The sequence below is a fragment of the Planctomonas sp. JC2975 genome (genome assembly GCF_012985205.1).
GTDB lineage: Bacteria > Actinomycetota > Actinomycetes > Actinomycetales > Microbacteriaceae > Humibacter.
Genome location: NZ_JABEKS010000001.1, coordinates 2,249,936 through 2,268,641, shown reverse-complemented (window position 1 = coordinate 2,268,641; position 18,706 = coordinate 2,249,936). Strand labels below are relative to the sequence as shown.

The 18,706-nt window shown below is 68.2% G+C and carries 19 protein-coding genes and 1 pseudogene; 10 read left to right on the top strand and 10 right to left on the bottom strand.

The window, feature by feature from the left end; all coding sequences use genetic code 11:
- Positions 1 to 95: 95 nt before the first annotated feature.
- On the top strand, positions 96 to 1,586 hold the full coding sequence (locus tag HII28_RS10225) for an MFS transporter (protein ID WP_240977319.1): 1,491 nt from the start codon (positions 96 to 98) through the stop codon (positions 1,584 to 1,586).
- Positions 1,587 to 1,619: 33 nt separating this feature from the next.
- Here HII28_RS10225 and HII28_RS10220 read toward each other — a convergent pair whose 3' ends face one another.
- Together HII28_RS10220 and HII28_RS10215 are read right to left on the bottom strand one after the other, a co-directional pair.
- Entirely contained in the window at positions 1,620 to 1,883 is a 264-nt protein-coding gene (locus HII28_RS10220; protein WP_170025301.1) for a DUF1905 domain-containing protein, read from the bottom strand.
- Positions 1,884 to 1,932: 49 nt separating this feature from the next.
- Positions 1,933 to 2,355, bottom strand: a complete 423-nt coding sequence (locus HII28_RS10215) for a VOC family protein (RefSeq protein ID WP_170025300.1) — start codon at positions 2,353 to 2,355, stop codon at positions 1,933 to 1,935.
- A 116-nt stretch (positions 2,356 to 2,471) separates the two neighbouring features.
- On the opposite strand from HII28_RS10215, the gene HII28_RS10210 reads away from it, so the two are divergent.
- The gene (locus HII28_RS10210) at positions 2,472 to 2,879 is read left to right on the top strand and encodes a helix-turn-helix transcriptional regulator (protein ID WP_346769264.1); all 408 of its coding nucleotides are present in this window, start codon (positions 2,472 to 2,474) and stop codon (positions 2,877 to 2,879) included.
- A 155-nt stretch (positions 2,880 to 3,034) separates the two neighbouring features.
- Here HII28_RS10210 and purL read toward each other — a convergent pair whose 3' ends face one another.
- From purL to HII28_RS10190, 5 genes and pseudogenes are all read right to left on the bottom strand, one after another.
- Entirely contained in the window at positions 3,035 to 5,407 is a 2,373-nt protein-coding gene (purL, locus tag HII28_RS10205) for a phosphoribosylformylglycinamidine synthase subunit PurL (protein ID WP_170025299.1), read from the bottom strand.
- A 217-nt stretch (positions 5,408 to 5,624) separates the two neighbouring features.
- Positions 5,625 to 5,750: pseudogene (locus HII28_RS20230) on the bottom strand (XRE family transcriptional regulator); the annotation flags it as partial.
- Positions 5,751 to 5,814: 64 nt separating this feature from the next.
- Positions 5,815 to 6,327, bottom strand: coding sequence for a hypothetical protein (locus HII28_RS10200; protein WP_170025298.1), 513 nt, complete (start codon positions 6,325 to 6,327; stop codon positions 5,815 to 5,817).
- Between the two features lie 88 nt (positions 6,328 to 6,415).
- A complete protein-coding gene (gene purQ / locus HII28_RS10195; protein ID WP_170025297.1) occupies positions 6,416 to 7,111 on the bottom strand; it encodes a phosphoribosylformylglycinamidine synthase subunit PurQ in 696 nt (231 codons plus the stop codon).
- Entirely contained in the window at positions 7,111 to 7,383 is a 273-nt protein-coding gene (locus tag HII28_RS10190) for a phosphoribosylformylglycinamidine synthase subunit PurS (RefSeq protein WP_170025296.1), read from the bottom strand. Before HII28_RS10190 ends, purQ begins: the two co-directional genes overlap by 1 nt.
- Positions 7,384 to 7,577: 194 nt before the next feature.
- Between HII28_RS10190 and HII28_RS10185 the strand changes: the two genes are divergently transcribed.
- The 4 genes from HII28_RS10185 to HII28_RS10170 all read left to right on the top strand — a co-directional run bounded on the left by HII28_RS10185 (position 7,578) and on the right by HII28_RS10170 (position 11,951).
- Positions 7,578 to 8,450 (top strand): phosphonatase-like hydrolase, encoded by an 873-nt coding sequence (locus HII28_RS10185; protein ID WP_170025295.1) that lies wholly within the window; start codon positions 7,578 to 7,580, stop codon positions 8,448 to 8,450.
- Between the two features lie 14 nt (positions 8,451 to 8,464).
- Entirely contained in the window at positions 8,465 to 9,625 is a 1,161-nt protein-coding gene (locus HII28_RS10180; protein WP_170025294.1) for an alcohol dehydrogenase catalytic domain-containing protein, read from the top strand.
- A gap of 90 nt (positions 9,626 to 9,715) precedes the next feature.
- Positions 9,716 to 10,270 (top strand): PadR family transcriptional regulator, encoded by a 555-nt coding sequence (locus HII28_RS10175; RefSeq protein WP_170025293.1) that lies wholly within the window; start codon positions 9,716 to 9,718, stop codon positions 10,268 to 10,270.
- A 172-nt stretch (positions 10,271 to 10,442) separates the two neighbouring features.
- Entirely contained in the window at positions 10,443 to 11,951 is a 1,509-nt protein-coding gene (locus HII28_RS10170; RefSeq protein ID WP_170025292.1) for a DHA2 family efflux MFS transporter permease subunit, read from the top strand.
- Positions 11,952 to 12,070: 119 nt separating this feature from the next.
- On the opposite strand, the gene HII28_RS10165 is transcribed toward HII28_RS10170, so the two are convergent.
- Positions 12,071 to 12,943, bottom strand: coding sequence for a VOC family protein (locus tag HII28_RS10165; RefSeq protein WP_205864620.1), 873 nt, complete (start codon positions 12,941 to 12,943; stop codon positions 12,071 to 12,073).
- A gap of 83 nt (positions 12,944 to 13,026) precedes the next feature.
- Here HII28_RS10165 and HII28_RS10160 point away from each other — a divergent pair, with 83 nt between their 5' ends.
- Positions 13,027 to 13,560, top strand: coding sequence for a hypothetical protein (locus HII28_RS10160; protein WP_170025291.1), 534 nt, complete (start codon positions 13,027 to 13,029; stop codon positions 13,558 to 13,560).
- 93 nt (positions 13,561 to 13,653) lie between these two features.
- Here HII28_RS10160 and HII28_RS10155 read toward each other — a convergent pair whose 3' ends face one another.
- Positions 13,654 to 14,553 carry a phosphoribosylaminoimidazolesuccinocarboxamide synthase gene (locus HII28_RS10155; protein WP_170025290.1) on the bottom strand — a complete coding sequence of 300 codons (900 nt, stop codon included), beginning with the start codon at positions 14,551 to 14,553 and terminating at the stop codon, positions 13,654 to 13,656.
- A 142-nt stretch (positions 14,554 to 14,695) separates the two neighbouring features.
- On the opposite strand from HII28_RS10155, the gene HII28_RS10150 reads away from it, so the two are divergent.
- A complete protein-coding gene (locus HII28_RS10150) occupies positions 14,696 to 15,190 on the top strand; it encodes a hypothetical protein (RefSeq protein ID WP_240977316.1) in 495 nt (164 codons plus the stop codon).
- Positions 15,191 to 15,197: 7 nt separating this feature from the next.
- Here the strand turns inward: HII28_RS10150 and HII28_RS10145 are convergent, their stop codons facing one another.
- Complete coding sequence (locus tag HII28_RS10145; protein ID WP_170025289.1) at positions 15,198 to 16,526, bottom strand: LCP family protein; 1,329 nt, start codon at positions 16,524 to 16,526, stop codon at positions 15,198 to 15,200.
- A gap of 260 nt (positions 16,527 to 16,786) precedes the next feature.
- Here HII28_RS10145 and HII28_RS10140 point away from each other — a divergent pair, with 260 nt between their 5' ends.
- Positions 16,787 to 18,052: a D-arabinono-1,4-lactone oxidase gene (locus HII28_RS10140; protein ID WP_170025288.1), complete on the top strand. Its 1,266-nt coding sequence runs from the start codon at positions 16,787 to 16,789 to the stop codon at positions 18,050 to 18,052.
- A 33-nt stretch (positions 18,053 to 18,085) separates the two neighbouring features.
- Positions 18,086 to 18,577 (top strand): hypothetical protein, encoded by a 492-nt coding sequence (locus HII28_RS10135; RefSeq protein ID WP_170025287.1) that lies wholly within the window; start codon positions 18,086 to 18,088, stop codon positions 18,575 to 18,577.
- Positions 18,578 to 18,706: the final 129 nt, after the last annotated feature.

Below are 18,706 nucleotides of genomic sequence, written 5' to 3'. Positions count from 1 at the left end.
GCGACCTCCGACTGCAGGTGACCTCAACAATAGATGAGGTTTTCCGCGCCGGAATCCTTGACCTCAACCGCGCTTCAGGTTTTAGCGTCGATCGCATGAGCACGCAGACGGATGCAACGACCCGCGATGCCGCATCGCCGTCCGGGCAGGGCGACGCGCAGGTAACGTCGAATCCCATGGCGTCGACGCACGGATCCGCAGAGCAGCATGCGTCGCACACGGCGACGAGCCCTGCGGATACTGCGCCCGACGAAGGCGTCCTCGGACGCCGGTATCGCTGGATCACGATCGGCATGAGCGCGCTCGTGCTGTTCGTGGCGTTCGAGGCGATGGCGGTGACCACGGTCATGCCGGTGATCGCAAGGGAACTGCACGGGACATCCCTCTACACGCTCGCGTTCTCCGGATCGACGGCCATCAGCGTGGTCGGCATGGTCGTCGCGGGCTCCTGGTGCGACAGACGAGGGCCGTCGACACCGCTCGTCATCTCCGTCGTGCTCTTCGTTGCCGGGCTGACGATCGCCGGCCTCGCACCGAACATGCTCGTGCTCGTCGCGGGACGTCTCGTGCAGGGACTCGGCGGCGGAGCGCTCACGGTCGCGCTCTACGTGATGGTCGCACGGTGGTACCCGTCCCGACTGCAGCCCATGGTGTTCGTCGGATTCTCGACAGCGTGGGTCATCCCGTCGCTCGTCGGTCCGTTCCTGGCGGGCGTCGTCGCGCAGACCGTCGGATGGCGTTGGATCTTCCTCGGCGTCATCGTCGTCGCGCTGCTCGGGCTGCTGATGATCCGTCGGGTCCTCGTCGGGATCCCGGACGAGCGCAACGACGACGTCGCGTGGCAGCCATCCCGCATCGTGTGGTCGGTCGTTGCGGCATCCGCTGTGCTGATCCTGGGCTTCGCGACCGAGTTCGGCGAACTGCTGCGCTGGATCACGCTCGTGGTGGCCGCCGTCGTGCTCGCAGTGGCCGTGCGTCCCCTGATGCCGCGCGGCACGCTCCTGGCGGCACGCGGGCTGCCCTCGGTCCTGCTCACGCGCATCCTCATCTCCGGTGCCGAACTGGCCGCAGAGGTGTACGTTCCCTACCTGCTGATCGACAGATACGGGCTGTCACCGGCCATCGCCGGTCTCGCGCTCACCGGCGGCGCGATCGCCTGGTCAGGTGGATCGTGGGTGCAGGGCAAGGTCGGCAGCAGGGTGAGCAATGCGCGATGGGTCGCGCTCGGCGTTCTGTCCATCGCGGTCGGCGTCGCCGGCACCACGCTCATCGCCGCTCTCGGGCTGTCACCGTGGATCCTGTTCGGCGTGTGGATCTTCGCCGGCTTCGGCATGGGCATCGCCCTGCCGCGCCTCACGGTGCTCATGTTCGGCTACTCGAACCGCGACGACCAGGGCTTCAACAGTTCTGCGCAGGCCATTGCGGATGCCGTGGGTGCGGCATCCGCCGTCGCCGTCGCCGGTCTGGTGTTCACGTCGCTCACGGCTGTCGGCGGCACATGGCCTTACACAGCGGTCTTCGCGTTCGGGACGGTCCTCACGCTGCTTGCGCTTGGCACGGCGACGCGGGTCGGACGGCGGCGCTGATCCTGCCTGCATGCCTGTGCGGGATCACCGTGCTCAGCGATCCGGGTCGGCCTCGAGCGTCACCTCGACCGTGTCGCCGGCCTCTCGGCCGGTGTTCTTGCGGGTCTCCGCGTTGAACGAGACGAGGTACCGACCGCCCATGACGCCGATCGTGGTCCTGTACGTGTAACCGCCGTCGATGGTGACGATGACGGGCACTCGCTTGCCGCGGTCGAAGCGAAGGACGATGTCCTCGGGAACGACGATGCCGACGTTGCGACCGCCGGTCGACTCGAGGACGGTGTGAAAGGTGGCCACGGTGTCTCCTGGGTTGTCTCGTGGGGTGCTGTTGCGCGGTGTCCTACGGTCAGTGTTGCTGATCCCACTGCTTGAGGGAGCCGATGCGGATGTGGTTGCCGAACGGATCCCGGATCGCGAAGTCCGTGCCGTACGGCTGCTCCATCGGCTCCTGAGTGATCTCGACGCCGGAGGCCTCCACCTTCTCGAACATGCCCTGCACGTCCTCGGTGGTGAAGGCCAGCCATCCGCCGCCGGCACCCTTGGTCACGAGGTCGCGGACCTGGGCCGCGGTGATCTCGTCGTGCGCAGGGGCACCCGGCCGCTCCAGGAGGATCTCCTTCTGGTCGCCGGGGACACGCACCGTGAGCCATCGCATCGGTCCGAAGTCCATGTCGGCGCCGACCTCCAGGCCGAGTACCTCGGTGTAGAACGTCAGGGCTTCGTCCTGATCCAGTACGTAGATCGAGGACAGGTTGTTACGGGTCAGCATGATCGGCTCCTTCGTGTGGTTGGCCGTCGGGCTTGTCGTCGGCCATCGAGCATCACCCTAGGCAGCGGGGAGGGCGGGCGGCTTCTCCAGAAGTGCTCGCTCCGTACGCTGGTCGTGTGGGCCGTGAGAACGAATCCGTGAACCTGAGTCTCCTGCGTGCGCGCAACCATATGGATCGCCGGTACGCGGAGCCGCTCGACGTGCAGCAGCTCGCCGCACTCGCCTACATGACGCGAGCCCATTTCATCCGGGAGTTCAAACGCGTCTTCGGCGAGACGCCGTACCGGTACCTGCAACGCCGACGCGTGGAGCGGGCGATGTTCCTGCTACGGCACGGCGAGGCGAGCGTGACCGACGTCTGCATGGCCGTCGGATTCAGCAGCCTCGGCACCTTCAGCCGCACGTTCTCCGAGATCGTCGGCGGCTCGCCGTCGGCGTACCGCGAATGGGCGGCGCGGGAGCGGCTCGTCGCGCCGACCTCGTTCGCCATGCGGTGGTCGCGTCCCACCGACGCCGCTCGCTGACGCGCGCGGCGGCGCTCCGCTCCCGCGAGGTCCTCGCCCCCGGCTCCGCGCATCTGCGAGTTCTTGTCCCGTGTGGTCGCTTCCCGGCGCGAAGGGACGACATGGGCCAGCAATTTGGTGACGCGATGGGGTGGCGCGAGGCCGTGGACAGTGCGTTACGCGCCGGGCGTGTAGTACTCCTGCGCCGGTGCCTGACCGACGACCGGGCCGAAGTGCTCGGCGAGCGTCGCCTGGTGCGATGCCCGCAGCTCCTCGAGTCCGACAGTGAAGACGTCCTGCACCTCGAGCACGGACTGCTCGCCGACGACGGCATCCGTCACGCCGATGCGCAGCACCGGGTAGTCGCGGCCCTCGCACAGGCCGCGGAACTTCACGTCGTCCTCGCGCGGAACGGACACGATCACGCGTCCGGTGGACTCGGAGAACAGGGCGGTCGCGGCGCCCACTCCGTCGCGCTCCATGATCTCGGTCAGCCAGACGCGGGCGCCGACACCGAAACGCAGCACGCATTCGGCCAGGGCCTGCGCGAGACCTCCGTCGGAGAGGTCGTGTGCGGAGGCGATGAGGCTCTCCATCGATCCGGCCTGCAGCAGGTCGGCGAGGCGGCGTTCGGCATCCAGGTCGACGGCCGGCGGTCGTCCGCCGAGGTGGCCGTGCACGGTGCCGGCCCAGGCGGATCCGTCGAGTTCCTCGCGGGTGACGCCGAGCAGATAGATGTTGTCGCCGGCATCCTGCCATCCGGAGGGGATGCGGCGGGCGACGTCGTCGATCACGCCGAGCACGCCGGCGACCGTCGTCGGGAAGATCGGGGTGTCACCGGTCTGGTTGTAGAACGACACGTTGCCGCCGGTGACCGGGATGCCCAGCTCGAGGCAGGCATCGGAGAGGCCTTCGACCGCCTGCGAGAACTGCCACATCACCTCGGGGTTCTCCGGGGATCCGAAGTTGAGGCAGTCGGTGACGGCCGCAGGGATTGCGCCGGTCACCGCGACGTTGCGGTACGCCTCGGCGAGCGCCAGGCGTGCGGCCTGACGCGGGTCGAGCTGGCCGTAGCGGCCGTTGGCGTCGGTGGCGATCGCGAAGCCGAGGCCGCTCTGCTCGTCGACGCGGATCATCCCGCCGTCATCGGGGAAGGACAGCGCCGTGTTGCCGCCGACGTAGTAGTCGTACTGGTTGGTGATCCAGCTCTTGTCGGCGAGGTTCGGGGATCCGACGAGCGCGAGGAACTGGTCGCGCAACTGCTCGCGACCGTCCTCGGTGCATGCGTCCGGCCGTGCCAGCGAGACCGCGGAATCCGCCTGCAACGCGTCGATCCAGGCCGGGTAGGCCACGGGCCGGTCGTACACAGGACCGTCGACCGCGACCGTGCGCGGGTCGACGTCGACGATCTTCTCGCCGTGCCAGTGGATGATGAGCCGACCGGTGTCGGTGACCTCGCCGAGCACGCTGGTCTCGACATCCCACTTCGCCGTCACGGCGAGGAACGCGTCGAGCTTGTCCGGCGTGACGACCGCCATCATGCGCTCCTGCGACTCCGACATGAGGATCTCCTCCGCCGTGAGCGTCGGGTCGCGCAGCAGCACCCGATCGAGGTCGACGACCATGCCGCCGTCGCCGTTGGACGCCAGCTCGCTCGTCGCGCAGGAGATGCCCGCCGCCCCGAGGTCCTGGATGCCCTCGACGAGCTTCTTCTCGAACAGCTCGAGGCAGCACTCGATGAGCACCTTCTCGGCGAACGGGTCGCCGACCTGCACCGCCGGCCGCTTCGTCGGACCGCCGGACGCGAAGGTGTCCGACGCCAGAATGGATGCCCCGCCGATACCGTCTCCGCCGGTGCGCGCACCGAAGAGCACGACCTTGTTGCCGACGCCCGAGGCGTTGGCCAGGTGCAGGTCTTCGTGTCGCAGCACGCCCACCGAGAGCGCGTTGACGAGCGGATTGCCCTGGTACACCGGGTCGAAGTACGTCTCGCCGCCGATGTTCGGCAGGCCGAGGCAGTTGCCGTAGAACGAGATGCCCCCGACGACGCCGTGCACGACGCGTGCCGTATCGGCCTCGTCGATCTTGCCGAAGCGCAGCTGGTCCATCACGGCGACCGGTCTGGCACCCATGGAGATGATGTCGCGCACGATGCCGCCGACGCCGGTCGCGGCGCCCTGGAACGGCTCGATGTAGCTCGGGTGGTTGTGCGACTCGACCTTGAAGGTCACCGCCCAGCCCTCGCCGACATCCACCACGCCGGCGTTCTCGCCGATGCCGACCATGAGGTTCTTCTTCATCTCGGGCGTGACCTTCTGCCCGAACTGACGCAGGTACTTCTTGGAGCTCTTGTACGAGCAGTGCTCGCTCCACATCACCGAGTACATGGCGAGCTCGCCGCTCGTCGGTCGGCGTCCGAGGATCTCGCGGATGCGCGCGTATTCGTCGTCCTTCAGCCCGAGCGCCGCGTACGGCTGCTCCTTCTCCGGCGTGACGGCGGCGTTGTCGACGGTGTCGAGAGCGGATGCGGAGACGGAAGGCTCTGTCACGCGACGGACTCCTTGTGTTTGAGCATGCGCAGACGAAGGCGCGGAACGCCGTCCAGTCTACCGGCGGTTACCTGGCCGACTGCCGCTGGGGACCCGCCTGGGAGAGGCCGATGAGCGATGGTGTCTGGAGGGCGGGTGCTCGGTCCGCGCCCTCCCGGATCCGTCGTTCACCGCTCCGTGTTGAACGCCTCCGCGTCCGCCACGGAGGTCCCGTCGGCACGGTGTAGTCGACCCTCACCCCGGCCAGTGCGGCGAGTTCCTCGCGGCGGAGTCCAGGGGCGCGGCGGCCAGGGCCGGCCGGCAACCCGACTTCGACCGGACTGAGGCTGGCTGCGCAGACGATGGCGAGAGAACTCGCGCAACGCCCAGGCCTGTGGATGACATGAAGGCCGCCGCGCCGCGATCAGTCAGGCGCCGGCGCGCGCCGGCCGCGGGAACACCGAGCGCATGTGGTCGGAGTCGAGGTAGTCGGCGACGCCGATCAGGATGAGGCTGAACACGATCTGCTCGGTCACCATCCAGAGTGGATACAGTCCGGGAATCGCCGCCAACACGAGCGTGATCACAGGGAAGATCTTGCTGAAGAGCCGTAGCCGCGAATATCCCCAGTAGTACCCGAGTGATGCCCGCCACGCGAAGTAGAACAGGGTCGCCGTCATGCCCAGCACGACGACCGTGCGCATCCACACCGACCACTGCACAGGGACGCCGTCCGCCGCCAGCACGAGCGCCACCACAACCGCAGCGATCCCGATCAGGAACTCGACGACGAGAAGCCATGCGATGGCGACGAACGTCCGCTTCGTGCGCGGATGCCTCAGCAGCTCGTCCGCGACGCGCACCTGCCACTGCCGACCGCCGGCGACACGGTCGAGCCGCCTGAACAGCGGCTCGAATCGATCGAGCAGCGCGACTGCCATGAGTTCCTCCCAGGACGAGTACGGGACACTCTGTCGCTATGTTACGACCGGGTGCCTGTGCACTCGTCGGGAGGTCGCGCGGCGGTACCTACGCGGCCTGCAGCGCCGCGATCGCCGAGGCGAAGAACGTGAGGCCGTCCACGCCGGACCGCATGGCGGCATCCGTGTCGGGACCGAATCCCGGCTCGGTCGCGTGCTCGGGGTGCGGCATGAGGCCGACCACGTTTCCGCGTTCGTTCGTGACACCGGCGATGTCGTTGATCGACCCGTTCGGGTTGACCCCCAGGTAGCGGAACGCGACGAGGCCTTCGCCTTCGAGACGCTCGATCGTCTCGGCGGATGCCACGTACTCGCCCTCGCCGTTCTTCAGCGGGATGACGATCTCCTGGTCATCGGCGAATCCGTTGGTCCATGCGGTCGAGGTGTTCTCGACGCGCAGGCTTTGATCGCGTCGGATGAACGTGCCGTGGTCGTTGCGGATCAGACCGCCCGGCAGCAGACGCGCCTCCGTGAGCATCTGGAAGCCGTTGCAGATGCCCAGCACGGGCATCCCCTTGTTCGCGGCGTCGATGACCTCGCTCATGATCGGGGACAGGCTGGCGATGGCACCGCAGCGCAGGTAGTCGCCGTAGCTGAACCCGCCGGGCAGCACGAGGGCGTCCACGCCGTTCAGGTCGTGGTCGCCGTGCCAGAGGGCGACCGCCTCTGCACCAGCGGTGCGGATGGCGCGCTGGGCGTCGCGGTCGTCGAGGGATCCTGGGAAGGTGACGACGCCGATGCGCATCACGCCACCGCGCTCTCGGCAGCCGCGTCGTCAACCACGTGCACGCCGACGACGTCTTCGATCACGCCGTTCGAGAGCACGTCCTCGGCGATCTCGCGGACTGTCGCCAGCAGCTCGTCGGTGACCGCGGCATCGGTCCTCAGCTCGAACCGCTTGCCCTGCCGCACGTCGAACGTGCCGCGTCCGGTGCGAGCAAGGGCGCCGGCGATGGCCTTGCCCTGCGGGTCGAGGAGTTCCGCCTTCGGCATGACGTCTACAACGATGGTGGGCACGGAGGACTCCCTGGGGTCGAAGTGGATGCCTCGATTCTACCGGCGCGCGGCTGGGCGTCCTGCTGCGCAAGCATCCGCATCCGTTAACCCTCCGTCAACCATGCGATAGGGGCTCGTTCGGCCTGGATGCATAACGTCGGCGTGCGGGCGCGGGTGTACTGCGCCATGCCTCGAACGGGCGCGAAGGGCAGGGGATGAGCACACACGACGCCGTGACCACGAGTCGTCGCACCGCGGAGGAGTTCCTGTTCCGCGACCTCGACGATGTGCCCAACGAGGAGATCGACGACCTCGACGAGGTGGACGAGATCGAGGTCGAGCTCGTTGTGCTGGCGCTTGCTGGCACAACGGTGGTCGACGACGGACTCGTCGAGCGAGCCTACGAGCGGGCGCTCATCCGCTCGGGCATCGCGACGACCGCGGAGGAGCGCATCCGTGCCCTGTGCTTCGTGCGCGACAATATCGGCCGCGCCAAAGCGGACGTCTTCCGCGACCTGGCCGAGAACGCCGACCAGGCGGGCCGCGCGACGAGCGAGTTCGAGGACGCGTTCGCGGACCTCGCGGACCGCGAGGGGATCGACGCCGTGCCAGGGGCGGAGGCCGCCATCCGCCGTCTCCGTGAGTGCGGTGTGCGGGTCGCGCTGACCACCGGGCTCAGCAGGAGCACGATGCAGGGCATTCTGGACGCGCTCGGCTGGGAGCAGCTGGTCGACGTGGTGCTGTGCTCGGAGGACGTCGGTCGCGGCAGGCCGTACCCCGACATGGCGCTCACGGCGCTGCTGCGCACACAGGCCTCCTCGGTCGAGACGATGATCGTCGTCGGCGACACGGTGTCCGACATCGAGAGCGGTCTGGCTGCGGGTGCCGGCGTCACGGTGGGCGTTCTCACCGGGTCGCACGACGAGCACGCGCTGACCCAGGCGGGAGCGGATGCCGTCATCGACAGCATCGCGGACCTCCCGGCGCTGCTCGGGGTCGCCGAGTCCGACGATGGACCTGTCGACGAACCTGCGGACGACTCCCGTCCCGACGCCGGTCGCCCCGGCGACGACGACCTCAACGGCTGAGGGATCCGCAGCGGATGTCGCGCCTCCTCGAAGCTCCTGCCCCGACCGGCCAGGCCTCCTTCCCCGCCGCCACCGCGATGGTCTGGCAGGGGATCGGGCACGGACACCTCGCCGTTGCCGTGCCCGGAGTGCGGCTCGCGCCAGGGGACGCGCTGGTGGCGGTGGAGCTCGCGACCGTCTGCGGATCCGATCTGCGCACGGTCCGCGGAGACCGCACGGCCAGCACGCCGCTCGTGCTGGGACACGAACAGGTCGGAACGGTGGTGGACGTCGCGCGAGGGGCGAAGACGAGCTCGGGCGCCAAGCTCGGCATCGGGGACCGGGTGGTGTGGTCGCAGACCGTGTCGTGCGGGCGGTGCATCCGTTGCCGCCGCGGGCTGCCCCAGCTCTGTCTCACCGCACAGCGCTACGGCCACGAGCGCATGCGCCGCGGCTGGGAGCTCAGCGGCGGATTCGCGACCCACGTGCACGTGCGCGCGGGAACGGCCATCGTGCCCGTTCCGGCTTCCGTGCCTGCCGAGGTGCTCGCGCCGCTCTCCTGCGCGGGCGCCACGGCCGTTGCCGCTCTCGATGCCGCGAGCGATGTCGTCGCCCTGTGCGACGAGGTCGTCATCGTCTCCGGCGCAGGCATGCTCGGCCTCGTCGTCACCGCGCTCGCCGCGCGCGCCGGTGCTCGCGTGGTGGTGAGCGAGCCGCGTGCCGACCGTCGCGAGCTCGCTCTCGCCTTCGGAGCGGATGCCGTCACCGACCCCGCCGCTGTCTCGAGGTCCGGTTCGCTGAAGTCGGCCCTGCACAGGATGGGCCGCCGCGGGGATACCGTGCGCATCGCGATCGAGGCGTCCGGTGCCGGCACAGCCGTGCGGGAACTGGTGGAGTCCGTGGATGCCGGCGGCGTGGTCGTGCTCGCCGGATCGAGTGTCCCGGACGGCGAGCTCGTGCTGGAACCGGCCGCGCTGACCTCACGGATGCTCACCCTCCGTGGCGTGGACCACTACACGTCCGGCCAGCTGGAGCGGGCGGTCGACTTCGCGGTCGAGTGCTGGCAGAGCGTGCCGTTGGCAGCCCTGGTCGGGCAGGTGTTCGGGCTCGAGGAGGCGTCCGAGGCACTGGCCGCGGCGGCGGCCGGTGGTACTCCGCGCGTGGGGATCGCGCCGTATCCGCGGTTCGCTCGATGAGCTGATGGCGCCGGGTTGACATCCGTTTATTCCGGCTTGTATATTCCATCTGGAATAATTCACACCGAATAATTCAGTCGGAGGATCCGGATGGCGACACTCACCCCCCTGGGGCTCGCCGTGCTCGGTCTTCTCATCGAGGGCCCGAAGCATCCCTACGAGATGTTCCAGACCTTCATCGCGCGCTCGGAGGATCGCATCGTCAAGGTTCGCCCTGGATCGCTCTACCACACGGTCGAGCGGCTCGAGAAGGACGGATTCGTGCGGGCGACGGGCACTGAGCGCGAGGGCAATCGTCCTGAGCGCACGACGTACGAGATCACGGACGCCGGTCAGGACCGCATGCTGGAGCGCATCACCGAGATGCTCTCCGAGTGGAAGTACGAGTATCCGGAGTTCCCGCTCGCCATCGCCGAGGCGCACAACCTCCCGCGTGAGACGGTCATCAAGCTCCTGCAGAAACGCGTGCTCGAGCTTCGTGCTCAGCTCGAACTCGTCGGACGCTCCGTGGACCATGTCGAAGGCAAGAACCTCGAGCGCAAGTACTGGCTCGAGGCCTCGTATCTGCGTGTGATCGTCGAGGCGGAGACCGCATGGGTCGAGAACCTCATCGGAGAACTCGAAAACGGAACCATCGACTGGTGAGTGGTCGATCCGACGCCCCTTTGCGCGTCGGTTGAGCAGAGGGATTCGCACGGTGTCGCCGCGGCGACTCGAGCGGTGGAGCACCGGATGAGCCGGGCATCCACTCGAATCCTCTCGACCGCACCCCTCAGCCATCACAGAAGACTCAGTCACAACCACAGAAATGGACATCATGGACAAGCAGAGAAGTCCATGGCCGGCGCTCTGGGCGCTGGTCATCGGATTCTTCATGATCCTCGTCGACACGACCATCGTGTCGGTCGCCAACCCCAAGATCATGGTCGGCCTGAAGACCGACATCAACTCGGTCATCTGGGTCACGAGTGCGTACCTTCTGGCCTACGCCGTGCCGCTCCTGGTCACGGGCCGTCTCGGCGACCGATTCGGCCCCAAGAACATGTACCTGATCGGGCTCGTGCTCTTCACGGGGGCATCGCTCTGGTGCGGCCTCAGCGGCACCATCGAGATGCTGATCACCGCCCGCGTGGTGCAGGGACTCGGTGCAGCGCTGATGACTCCGCAGACCATGGCGGTCATCACCCGCACCTTCCCGCCGAACAAGCGAGGCGGCGCCATGGCGCTGTGGGGCGCGACCTCCGGCGTCGCGATGCTCGTCGGCCCGCTGCTCGGCGGTGTGCTCGTCGACGGCCTGGGCTGGGAGTGGATCTTCTTCATCAACGTTCCGGTCGGTGTGGTCGCGTTCATCCTGGCGATGATCCTGGTGCCGAAGCTGCCGACGCATCAGCACTCGTTCGACATCCTCGGCGTCGTGCTCAGCGCAGTCGGACTCTTCCTCGTGGTGTTCGGCATCCAGGAGGGCGAGACGTACGACTGGGGCACCATCACGGGACCCATCACCGTGTGGGGCATGATCATCGCCGGAATCGTCGTGCTCGCCGCGTTCGTGGTGTGGCAGGCCGTCAACAAGGGGGAGCCGCTCATGCCGCTGAAGCTCTTCCGCGACCGCAACTTCTCGCTCGCCAGCTTCGCGATCAGCACTGTCGGATTCACCGTCTCCAGCATGTCGCTGCCGCTGATCTTCTTCGCGCAGCTCGTGCTCGGATTCACCCCGACCCAGTCGGCGCTGCTGATGGTGCCGATGGCGCTCGTCGTGCTGCCGCTCTCACCGGTCGTCGGGCGTCTCGTCGACCGCATGCACCCGCGCTACCTGGCCTTCTTCGGGCTCTTCGTGATGGTCATCGGCCTGCTTTGGTACTCCGCCTGGCTCGACCCGAACGTCGACCTCTGGCCGCGCCTGCTGCTGCCCAGCGTCGTGCTCGGCGTCGCCAACGCGTTCATCTGGGCACCGCTGTCGGTCACGGCCACGCACAACCTGCCGACGAGTCAGGCCGGCGCGGGCGCCGGCATCTACAACACGGTCCGCCAGATCGGCAGCGTGCTCGGCAGCGCGGCGATCGCCGCCCTGCTCCAGGCGCGGCTGACCGCCAACGGGCTGCACGCCTCGGCGAACGGCGCCCAGTTCGGCGGAGGCAAGCTGCCCGCCGTCGTGGCGCAGCCCTTCACGGATGCCATGGCCCAGACGATGCTGCTGCCCGCAGCCGCCGCGCTGATCGGTGCCGTCGTCGTGCTGTTCTTCGTGCGTCCGCGCGACACCGGCCAGTGGTCGGCGACGCAGGGCACACCCGTCGTGAACCAGGCGCCGGAGCCCGTCGAGAGCTGAGGAAGCCCGCCCCGCCGCTATCGCGCCATGTGCGCGCTGCAGCGCCCGTCAAGGTGTGCTGTGGTGCCCATATGGCGCGATAGCTGCTTCTTCCGGTCGACGGGGAGCGCGGAACGGACTCAGCGGGTGGTCAGCCGGATCGCGTTCGCCCACGGATCCTCGAAGCTCAGCGTCTGCCCGTCGTCGCGCACCGCTACCCGGAAGTGCGCCATCCGCTCGGCCACCGAGCCGAGGTCGTCCGAGGCGGGCAGCACGATGTCCACGCGGCCGAGGCCGAGCGCGGGCATCCGCCGACCTGCGCCGCGGCTGTTCCACGTGTTCATCGCCATGTGGTGGTGGTATCCACCGGCGCTGACGAACAGCGCGGAGGCGCCGAGCTCGGCCGTGGTGTCGAATCCGAGGCGGTCCACGTAGAACTCGCGAGCGGAGGCGACGTCGCCGACGGACAGGTGCACGTGACCGACGGATGCGTCGCCGATGACCGGTTCCTCGATGGCCTCCTCCGTGAGGTTCTCCCGGAGGAACTCGTTCGGGTCGAGGAAGATCGTGTCCATCTCGACGCGTCCGTGGGTCCAGCTCCACTGGGTGCGGTCGCGATCCCAGTACAGCTCGACGCCGTTTTCCTCGGGATCGGTGAAGTAGAACGCCTGACTCACGAGGTGGTCCGAGCTGCCGGTGAACGTGCCGGGCGCGTGCACGGCAACCGAGTACACGGCGGCGGCCAGGGCGGCGCGCGAGTCGAACAGGATCGCCGTGTGGAACAGCCCAGCCGACCGCGGCGCCGCATGGCGCAGGTCTGGGCTGTGCTGCAGCACCACGACGGGCGTCGTGCCCCTGCCGAGTACCACGCGCTCGCCTTCCGCGGAGAGAACCCGCAGCGTCACGGCATCCCTGTAGTACGCCGTCATCGCGTCGAGGTCGCCGACGAGCAGTGTCACGGCGCCCATCGCGGTGTCCGCGGCGAGGTGGTCGGTGTCCGGCGTCGTATTCATTGCACCTACAACTAAATCGGCAGCGGGTTGATTCCCCGCTCGCATCCCTCGCGTCCGGAGCGCGCAGCGGGTACGACTGAAACATGAGCGAAGCGACGCAGGATGCCGCGGCCGGCGCATCCGAGGAGAAGCTGCGGGAGTCGGGCGACCGGCTCCGCGAACGCATCTACGTGACCTTCACGGCCATCGCCGTGCTGATGGCGATGAGCGGACACGGCGTGGCGGTCGATCCGGCCGGTGCGCTGCTCACGCTGGTCGTCACGGTCGTCGGCGTGCTCCTCGCCGGGTTCACGTCGGACGTCGTGTCCTACATGCTTGTGCACCACGCCTTGCCGGGCCGCCGCGACTTCACGCGTATGCTCGCGGTCAGTCTGCGTGCGCTCCTCGCGATCCTGGTGCCTGCGATCCTCTTCGTGCTCGCCATCGCGCACGTCATCACCGCCGGTGCGGCGCTCCGGGCGTCGATCATCGTGCTCCTGATCACGCTGGGAGTGATCGTGTGGCGCGCGGTCGGGAGCGCGCACCTCGCGTGGTGGAAGTCCCTGCTCGTGCTCGGCGTCGTCGTCGGGCTCGGGATCCTCGTGGTGCTACTGGAGCTCTTCGCGCACCTGGCGTGATGGGCTCCCGGTTCCGATCAGCGGATACCCGAGCCTCTGACCAGCCCGGGTCCGCGCGGACGCCACGCGTCGCACAGTTGCGTGGCCGCGACGTCAGTCGCCCGACAGGCGCTCGAGCAGTTCGCGGTAACGGGCCGCGGTGCGCTGCACGACATCCTGCGGCAGCTCGGGAGGAACGCCCTGCTTGTCCCAGTTGGCCGACAGCCAGTCGCGCACGATCTGCTTGTCGAAGCTGGCCATGCGCTCGGCAGGGGTCGACCCGGTGCGCCAGGTGGCGGCATCCCAGTAACGGCTGGAGTCGCTGGTGAGCACCTCGTCGGCGAGTGTGAGCTCGCCGGTTGTCTTGTCGGCGCCGAACTCGAACTTCGTGTCCGCCAGGATCAGCCCGCGTGCCTCTGCGATGGCGGATGCGCGGCGATAGATGTCGAGAGAGGCGTCGCGAAGCTGCGCGGCGGCATCCGCTCCGACGAGTTCGGTCGTGCGCTCGAAGCTGATGTTCTCGTCGTGCTCGCCTTGCTGCGCCTTGAATGCAGGAGTGAAGATGGGCTCGGGCAGACGGTCGCCGTTCTGCAGTCCGGCCGGAAGCGGGATACCGCACACGCTCTGCGACTTCTGGTACTCGAGCCAGCCCGTGCCGGTGAGATAGCCGCGAACGACGCACTCGATCGGGTACATGTCCAGCGGCTTGACGAGCATCGCTCGCCCAGCGACCTCAGCCGGGATGCGCTCGGCGCCGTCGGCCGTATGGTCGGCGATCAGATGGTTGGGCACGTCGTCGAGCCGGTCGAACCACCACAGTGACAACGTGGTCAGCAGCTCGCCCTTGCTCGGAATGCCCGGCTCGAGCACGAAGTCGAAGGCGCTCACCCGGTCGCTGGCGACCACCAGCAGAGCTTCGGCAGAGGAGACGGATGCCGTCCCCTGCGGAACATAGAGATCGCGCACCTTGCCCGAGTACACGTGGTTCCAGCCGGGGAGAGTCTGCGCGGTCACCCGCTCATGCTACCGAGCACACCGCCATCGGCTGTCGTCGGCGGATCGCCCCAGCGACCAGAACTCCATGGTCCCGCGCCCGGCGATCGTGTCAGGATGAGACGTCGGCTCGTGGGGAACCGGCAGGGGGAAAGGGGCCGACATGCGTCGCGCCATGATCGGAACGCTCAGCGAGAGCGAGTTCACCCTCGTCGCAGAGACGGAGAAGGATTCGCTGGCGGCACTCGACGAGGACGAGCTGCTCGAGCTGCACAGCCGCATCCGCCGTGCTCGCAACAAGTACACGGGCATCTACCGGCGCAATGCGGCGGCGCGCGTCGACGACGTCGCCGCCCGAGGTAAGGCGTACGCCCAGAACCAGCGCGATCGCGACAAGGCCGAGGTGTTCGAGGATGCCCTCGCCCGGGTCAGCAAGCAGATCGCGGTGGTCGCCAGGCAGGCCGCCGTCGAGCTGCGCACGGAGCGACTCGATGCGGTGCGTAGCCGCGGATCCGGCCCGGATCTCGCCGCAGGGCCCGCGGCCGGCGTCGGACCCGGCGTTGCCCGCTCGCACCAGAAGACGACGGGTGGTGTCAAGCGGGACGCCGGCACGCGCGCGATGGGCGCCCGTCGTCAGGCGAAGAAGGACTCGCGCTGACCGCGCGCTATCCGGCTCCGTTCGAGCACGTCTGCGTCGCCGCCGTCTGGCCGTAGACGTTGCTGCCGAGCGTCACGGCGGTCGATGCGGGGCTCGACGTCGACGACGGCGAGCTCGCGGGCGTGGACTTCGCCGGCGACTTCGACGAGGCGGAAGGGGCAGGAGTCGATGCCGCGCTCGGCTGCGTGATCGGGGTGGTCGACGTCGTGACGGATCCTTCGCCTGCGCCGGCCGTCAGCTGCACCGGCTGATCGTTCACCAAGGCCTGGTCCAACGCCTGAGCGGATTCCGCGTCGGGAATCACCCGGTTCGAGTCCTCGGGATCCGCCAACACCGGATACTGCATGAAGGTGATGTTGCTCCACTGCAGGCCCTTCATCGCCGACGCGATCTGGTAGAGCGTCGTGATGTTGTCGAGGCTGTCCGAGAGCGTGATGTTGCTGGTCGCGGCCTTGGCGAGCCCCCACAGCTTGACGGGGTTCGTGAGCGTGCCGGCACTCATCACCGTGCGGGCCAAGGCGCCGAAGAACACCTGCTGGTTGCTCAGCCGGGAAAGGTCGGATCCGCCGACGAGGCCGTCCCGCGTACGCAGGAACTCGGCTGCGTTCTGGCCCTGAAGGGTCACCTCGCCCGGATCGAGGTTCAGGCTCGTGTTCGGGTCATGGATTCCGGCACCGCCGATGCAGACCTGCACGCCACCCACCGCGTTGGACAGCGCGACGACGCCGTCGAACGTGACGAGTCCCGCGAACGGGATGTTCACCCCGGTGAGCGCGTGGATCGTGCTCACCACGCACGACAGGCCGCCCTCGGACAGCGTGGTGTTCAGCATGGCCTGGTCCTGGGCGTCGACCGTGCCGCCGGACGAGGTGGTGCACGACGGGATCGGCACTTCCAGGTCACGCGGGAACTGCACCACCGTCAGCCTGGTGTGATCAGAGGAGAGATGGATCAGCACGTTGTCGTCGTTGTTGCCGATGCCGGCGCTGTCCGCCAACGTGCCCCACGCGTTGCCCTGTCCGGTGCGCGTGTCCGACGCCACCATCAGCACGTTCACCCCGCCCTTGAGCGCTGCGATGTCCGGAATGGCACCTCCGTTGGCCGCCTCGCCTGCCAGGTGCACCGAGTGCTTGGTCGTGCTCACGAGATTCACGGCGGCGACCCCGGTGATCCCGAGCACGCTGACGACGGTGACGGCGACGACGGATGCCACCACCTTGCCGAAGGTGGTCCACGGGTGCGAATGCAGTCGTCCGTGGCGCGCGATCCCCTCGAGGGGTCGCTGCGTGGACGAAGACCTGCGCCGCGCAGGGCTCCGCGACTCGTTCTCGCTCATGCACGTCCCTTCGCAGCGGGTCCCGATCCACCGACTCCATCGTGAGTCGCTCTCATGTGGCGATTGCCTGACAGAGTGATCAAGAGAGTGAGAGGGCCCGCAGGTTGGGTCGGCGTTCGACGGCGGGAGATCCATCGCTCTGGCGCGTGAGGCACTGATCGTGCACAATTGTTCTAACTCACTACAAACCCGTGCGGCGGCATCCGTCCGCCTGCACTGACGCAGACATCCGCGGGCACCCGCGAGGCAGGAGAGGCGACGTGGCCGAATCGGCGGGCACCAACTGGGCAGGCAACTACACCTACACGGCGAGCGCGGTGGCGCATCCGTCGTCCGTCGGGGAGGTGCAGGCGGCCGTTCGGGCCGCTGTCGCGACAGGATCGACGGTGCGTGCGCTCGGCACGCGCCACTGCTTCAACGACATCGCCGACACCACGGGCACGCAGCTGGTGACGGCGTCGCTCCCGGAACGCTTCGACCTCGACGAGGACGCACGAACGGTGACCGTGTCCGCCGGTGCCAGGTACGGCGATGTGGCATTGCAGCTGGATGCCGCCGGCTGGGCGCTCCCGAACCTCGCCTCGCTCCCGCACATCTCCGTCGCCGGAGCCATCGCCACAGCGACTCACGGGTCCGGTGACCGCAACGTGAACCTCGCCGCTGTGGTGAACGGCATCGAGTTCGTCGACGGATCCGGCGAGTTCCGCACACTGAGCCGAGGCGACGAGGACTTCGCGGGTGCCGTCGTCGGGATCGGGGCTCTCGGCATTCTCACGGCCGTCACGCTCGACATCGTGCCGACCTTCGAGGTGGCGCAGACCGTCTACGACGGTCTCGACTGGGACACGGTGCTGGAGAACTTCGACGGGATCACGTCGGCGGCGTACAGCGTCAGCATGTTCACCGGATGGGTCGGCGGCGTGCAGCAGGTCTGGTTCAAGCAGCGCGTCGGCGACGGATTCGCCGCGGCTCCCGAGACGTTCTACGGATCCGCCCAGTCACGTGAGAAGCGGCATCCGCTCCCCAACGTAGACGCAACGGCCTGCACCGACCAGTTCGGTGTTCCTGGACCCTGGTACGACCGGTTGCCGCACTTCAAGCTGGCGTTCACGCCCTCGAACGGCGAGGAGATCCAGAGCGAATACCTCGTGCCACGCGAGCGTGCGGTCGATGCGATCCGCGCGTTACTGCCCCTCGCGGAGCAGATCGCTCCTCTGTTGCAGGTCACCGAACTGCGTACCGTTGCCGCCGACGATCTCTGGCTGAGCTCGGCGTACGGGACCGATGCGCTCGGCATCCACTTCACCTGGAAGCGCGAGCAGCAGGCGGTCGAGGCGGTCCTGCCGGCGGTCGAGGCTGCGCTGCTCCCGCTCGGTGCGCGTCCGCACTGGGGCAAGCTCTTCCTCGACACGGAGCACGTCGTGCCGTCGCTCTATCCGCGATTCGACGACTTCCGCGGCCTCGTAGCGAAGTACGACCCGAAGGGCGTCTTCGGCAACGCGTACGTGAAGCGGCTGCTGGGCTGAGCCGCGGCGCTGCGCGGCCTTGACGGATGCTCCGTGCCCCGCTTTGCTTCAAGAGTGCAGGCGGCGGAACGAGGCGGGCAATCGCGTGAGCGTCCCTATCGGTCGCCGTGGTGGTACCGCGTCGGGCAGGCTCTCTCCATTGCCGCCAGCACTCTTCTCGTGGCTCTCGGGCAATCCGCCGTCATCGCCTTCGGCCTGCTGATCCTGTCCGTCTTCAACGTCGTGTTGTCGCTGGCCTGCCGGCGGGCGACGGGAATCCCGATCCCCCGCTTCGGGTCTGCAGCCAGGGGGCTGGTCAATCTCGCCGGCGCGGCCGTCTTCATCGGCATCGCATTCGGTGCCCACGCGATCGTCGAGGTGACGAACGCCGCGTGGGTGGCCTGGGGGGCGGCGCTTCTCGTCGGTGCGGGGCTCGTCGCGTTCGGTCGCGTGGATGACGACTTCATCGAAGACTGGCTCGTCGATCGCGAGACGGAACCGGCGCGTACGTTCTCCTCCGAGCACGAAGCAGAGACGCCATCCTGAACGAATCAACGCCTACGCCGGCCGACGATGCCGCAATCGCACACGTCCGCGCTGCACTGACGGATGCCGTCACCCGCCTCACCCGGGCCGGCGCACGCACCGAGGCGCTCGCCGAGTACGTACCAGCCG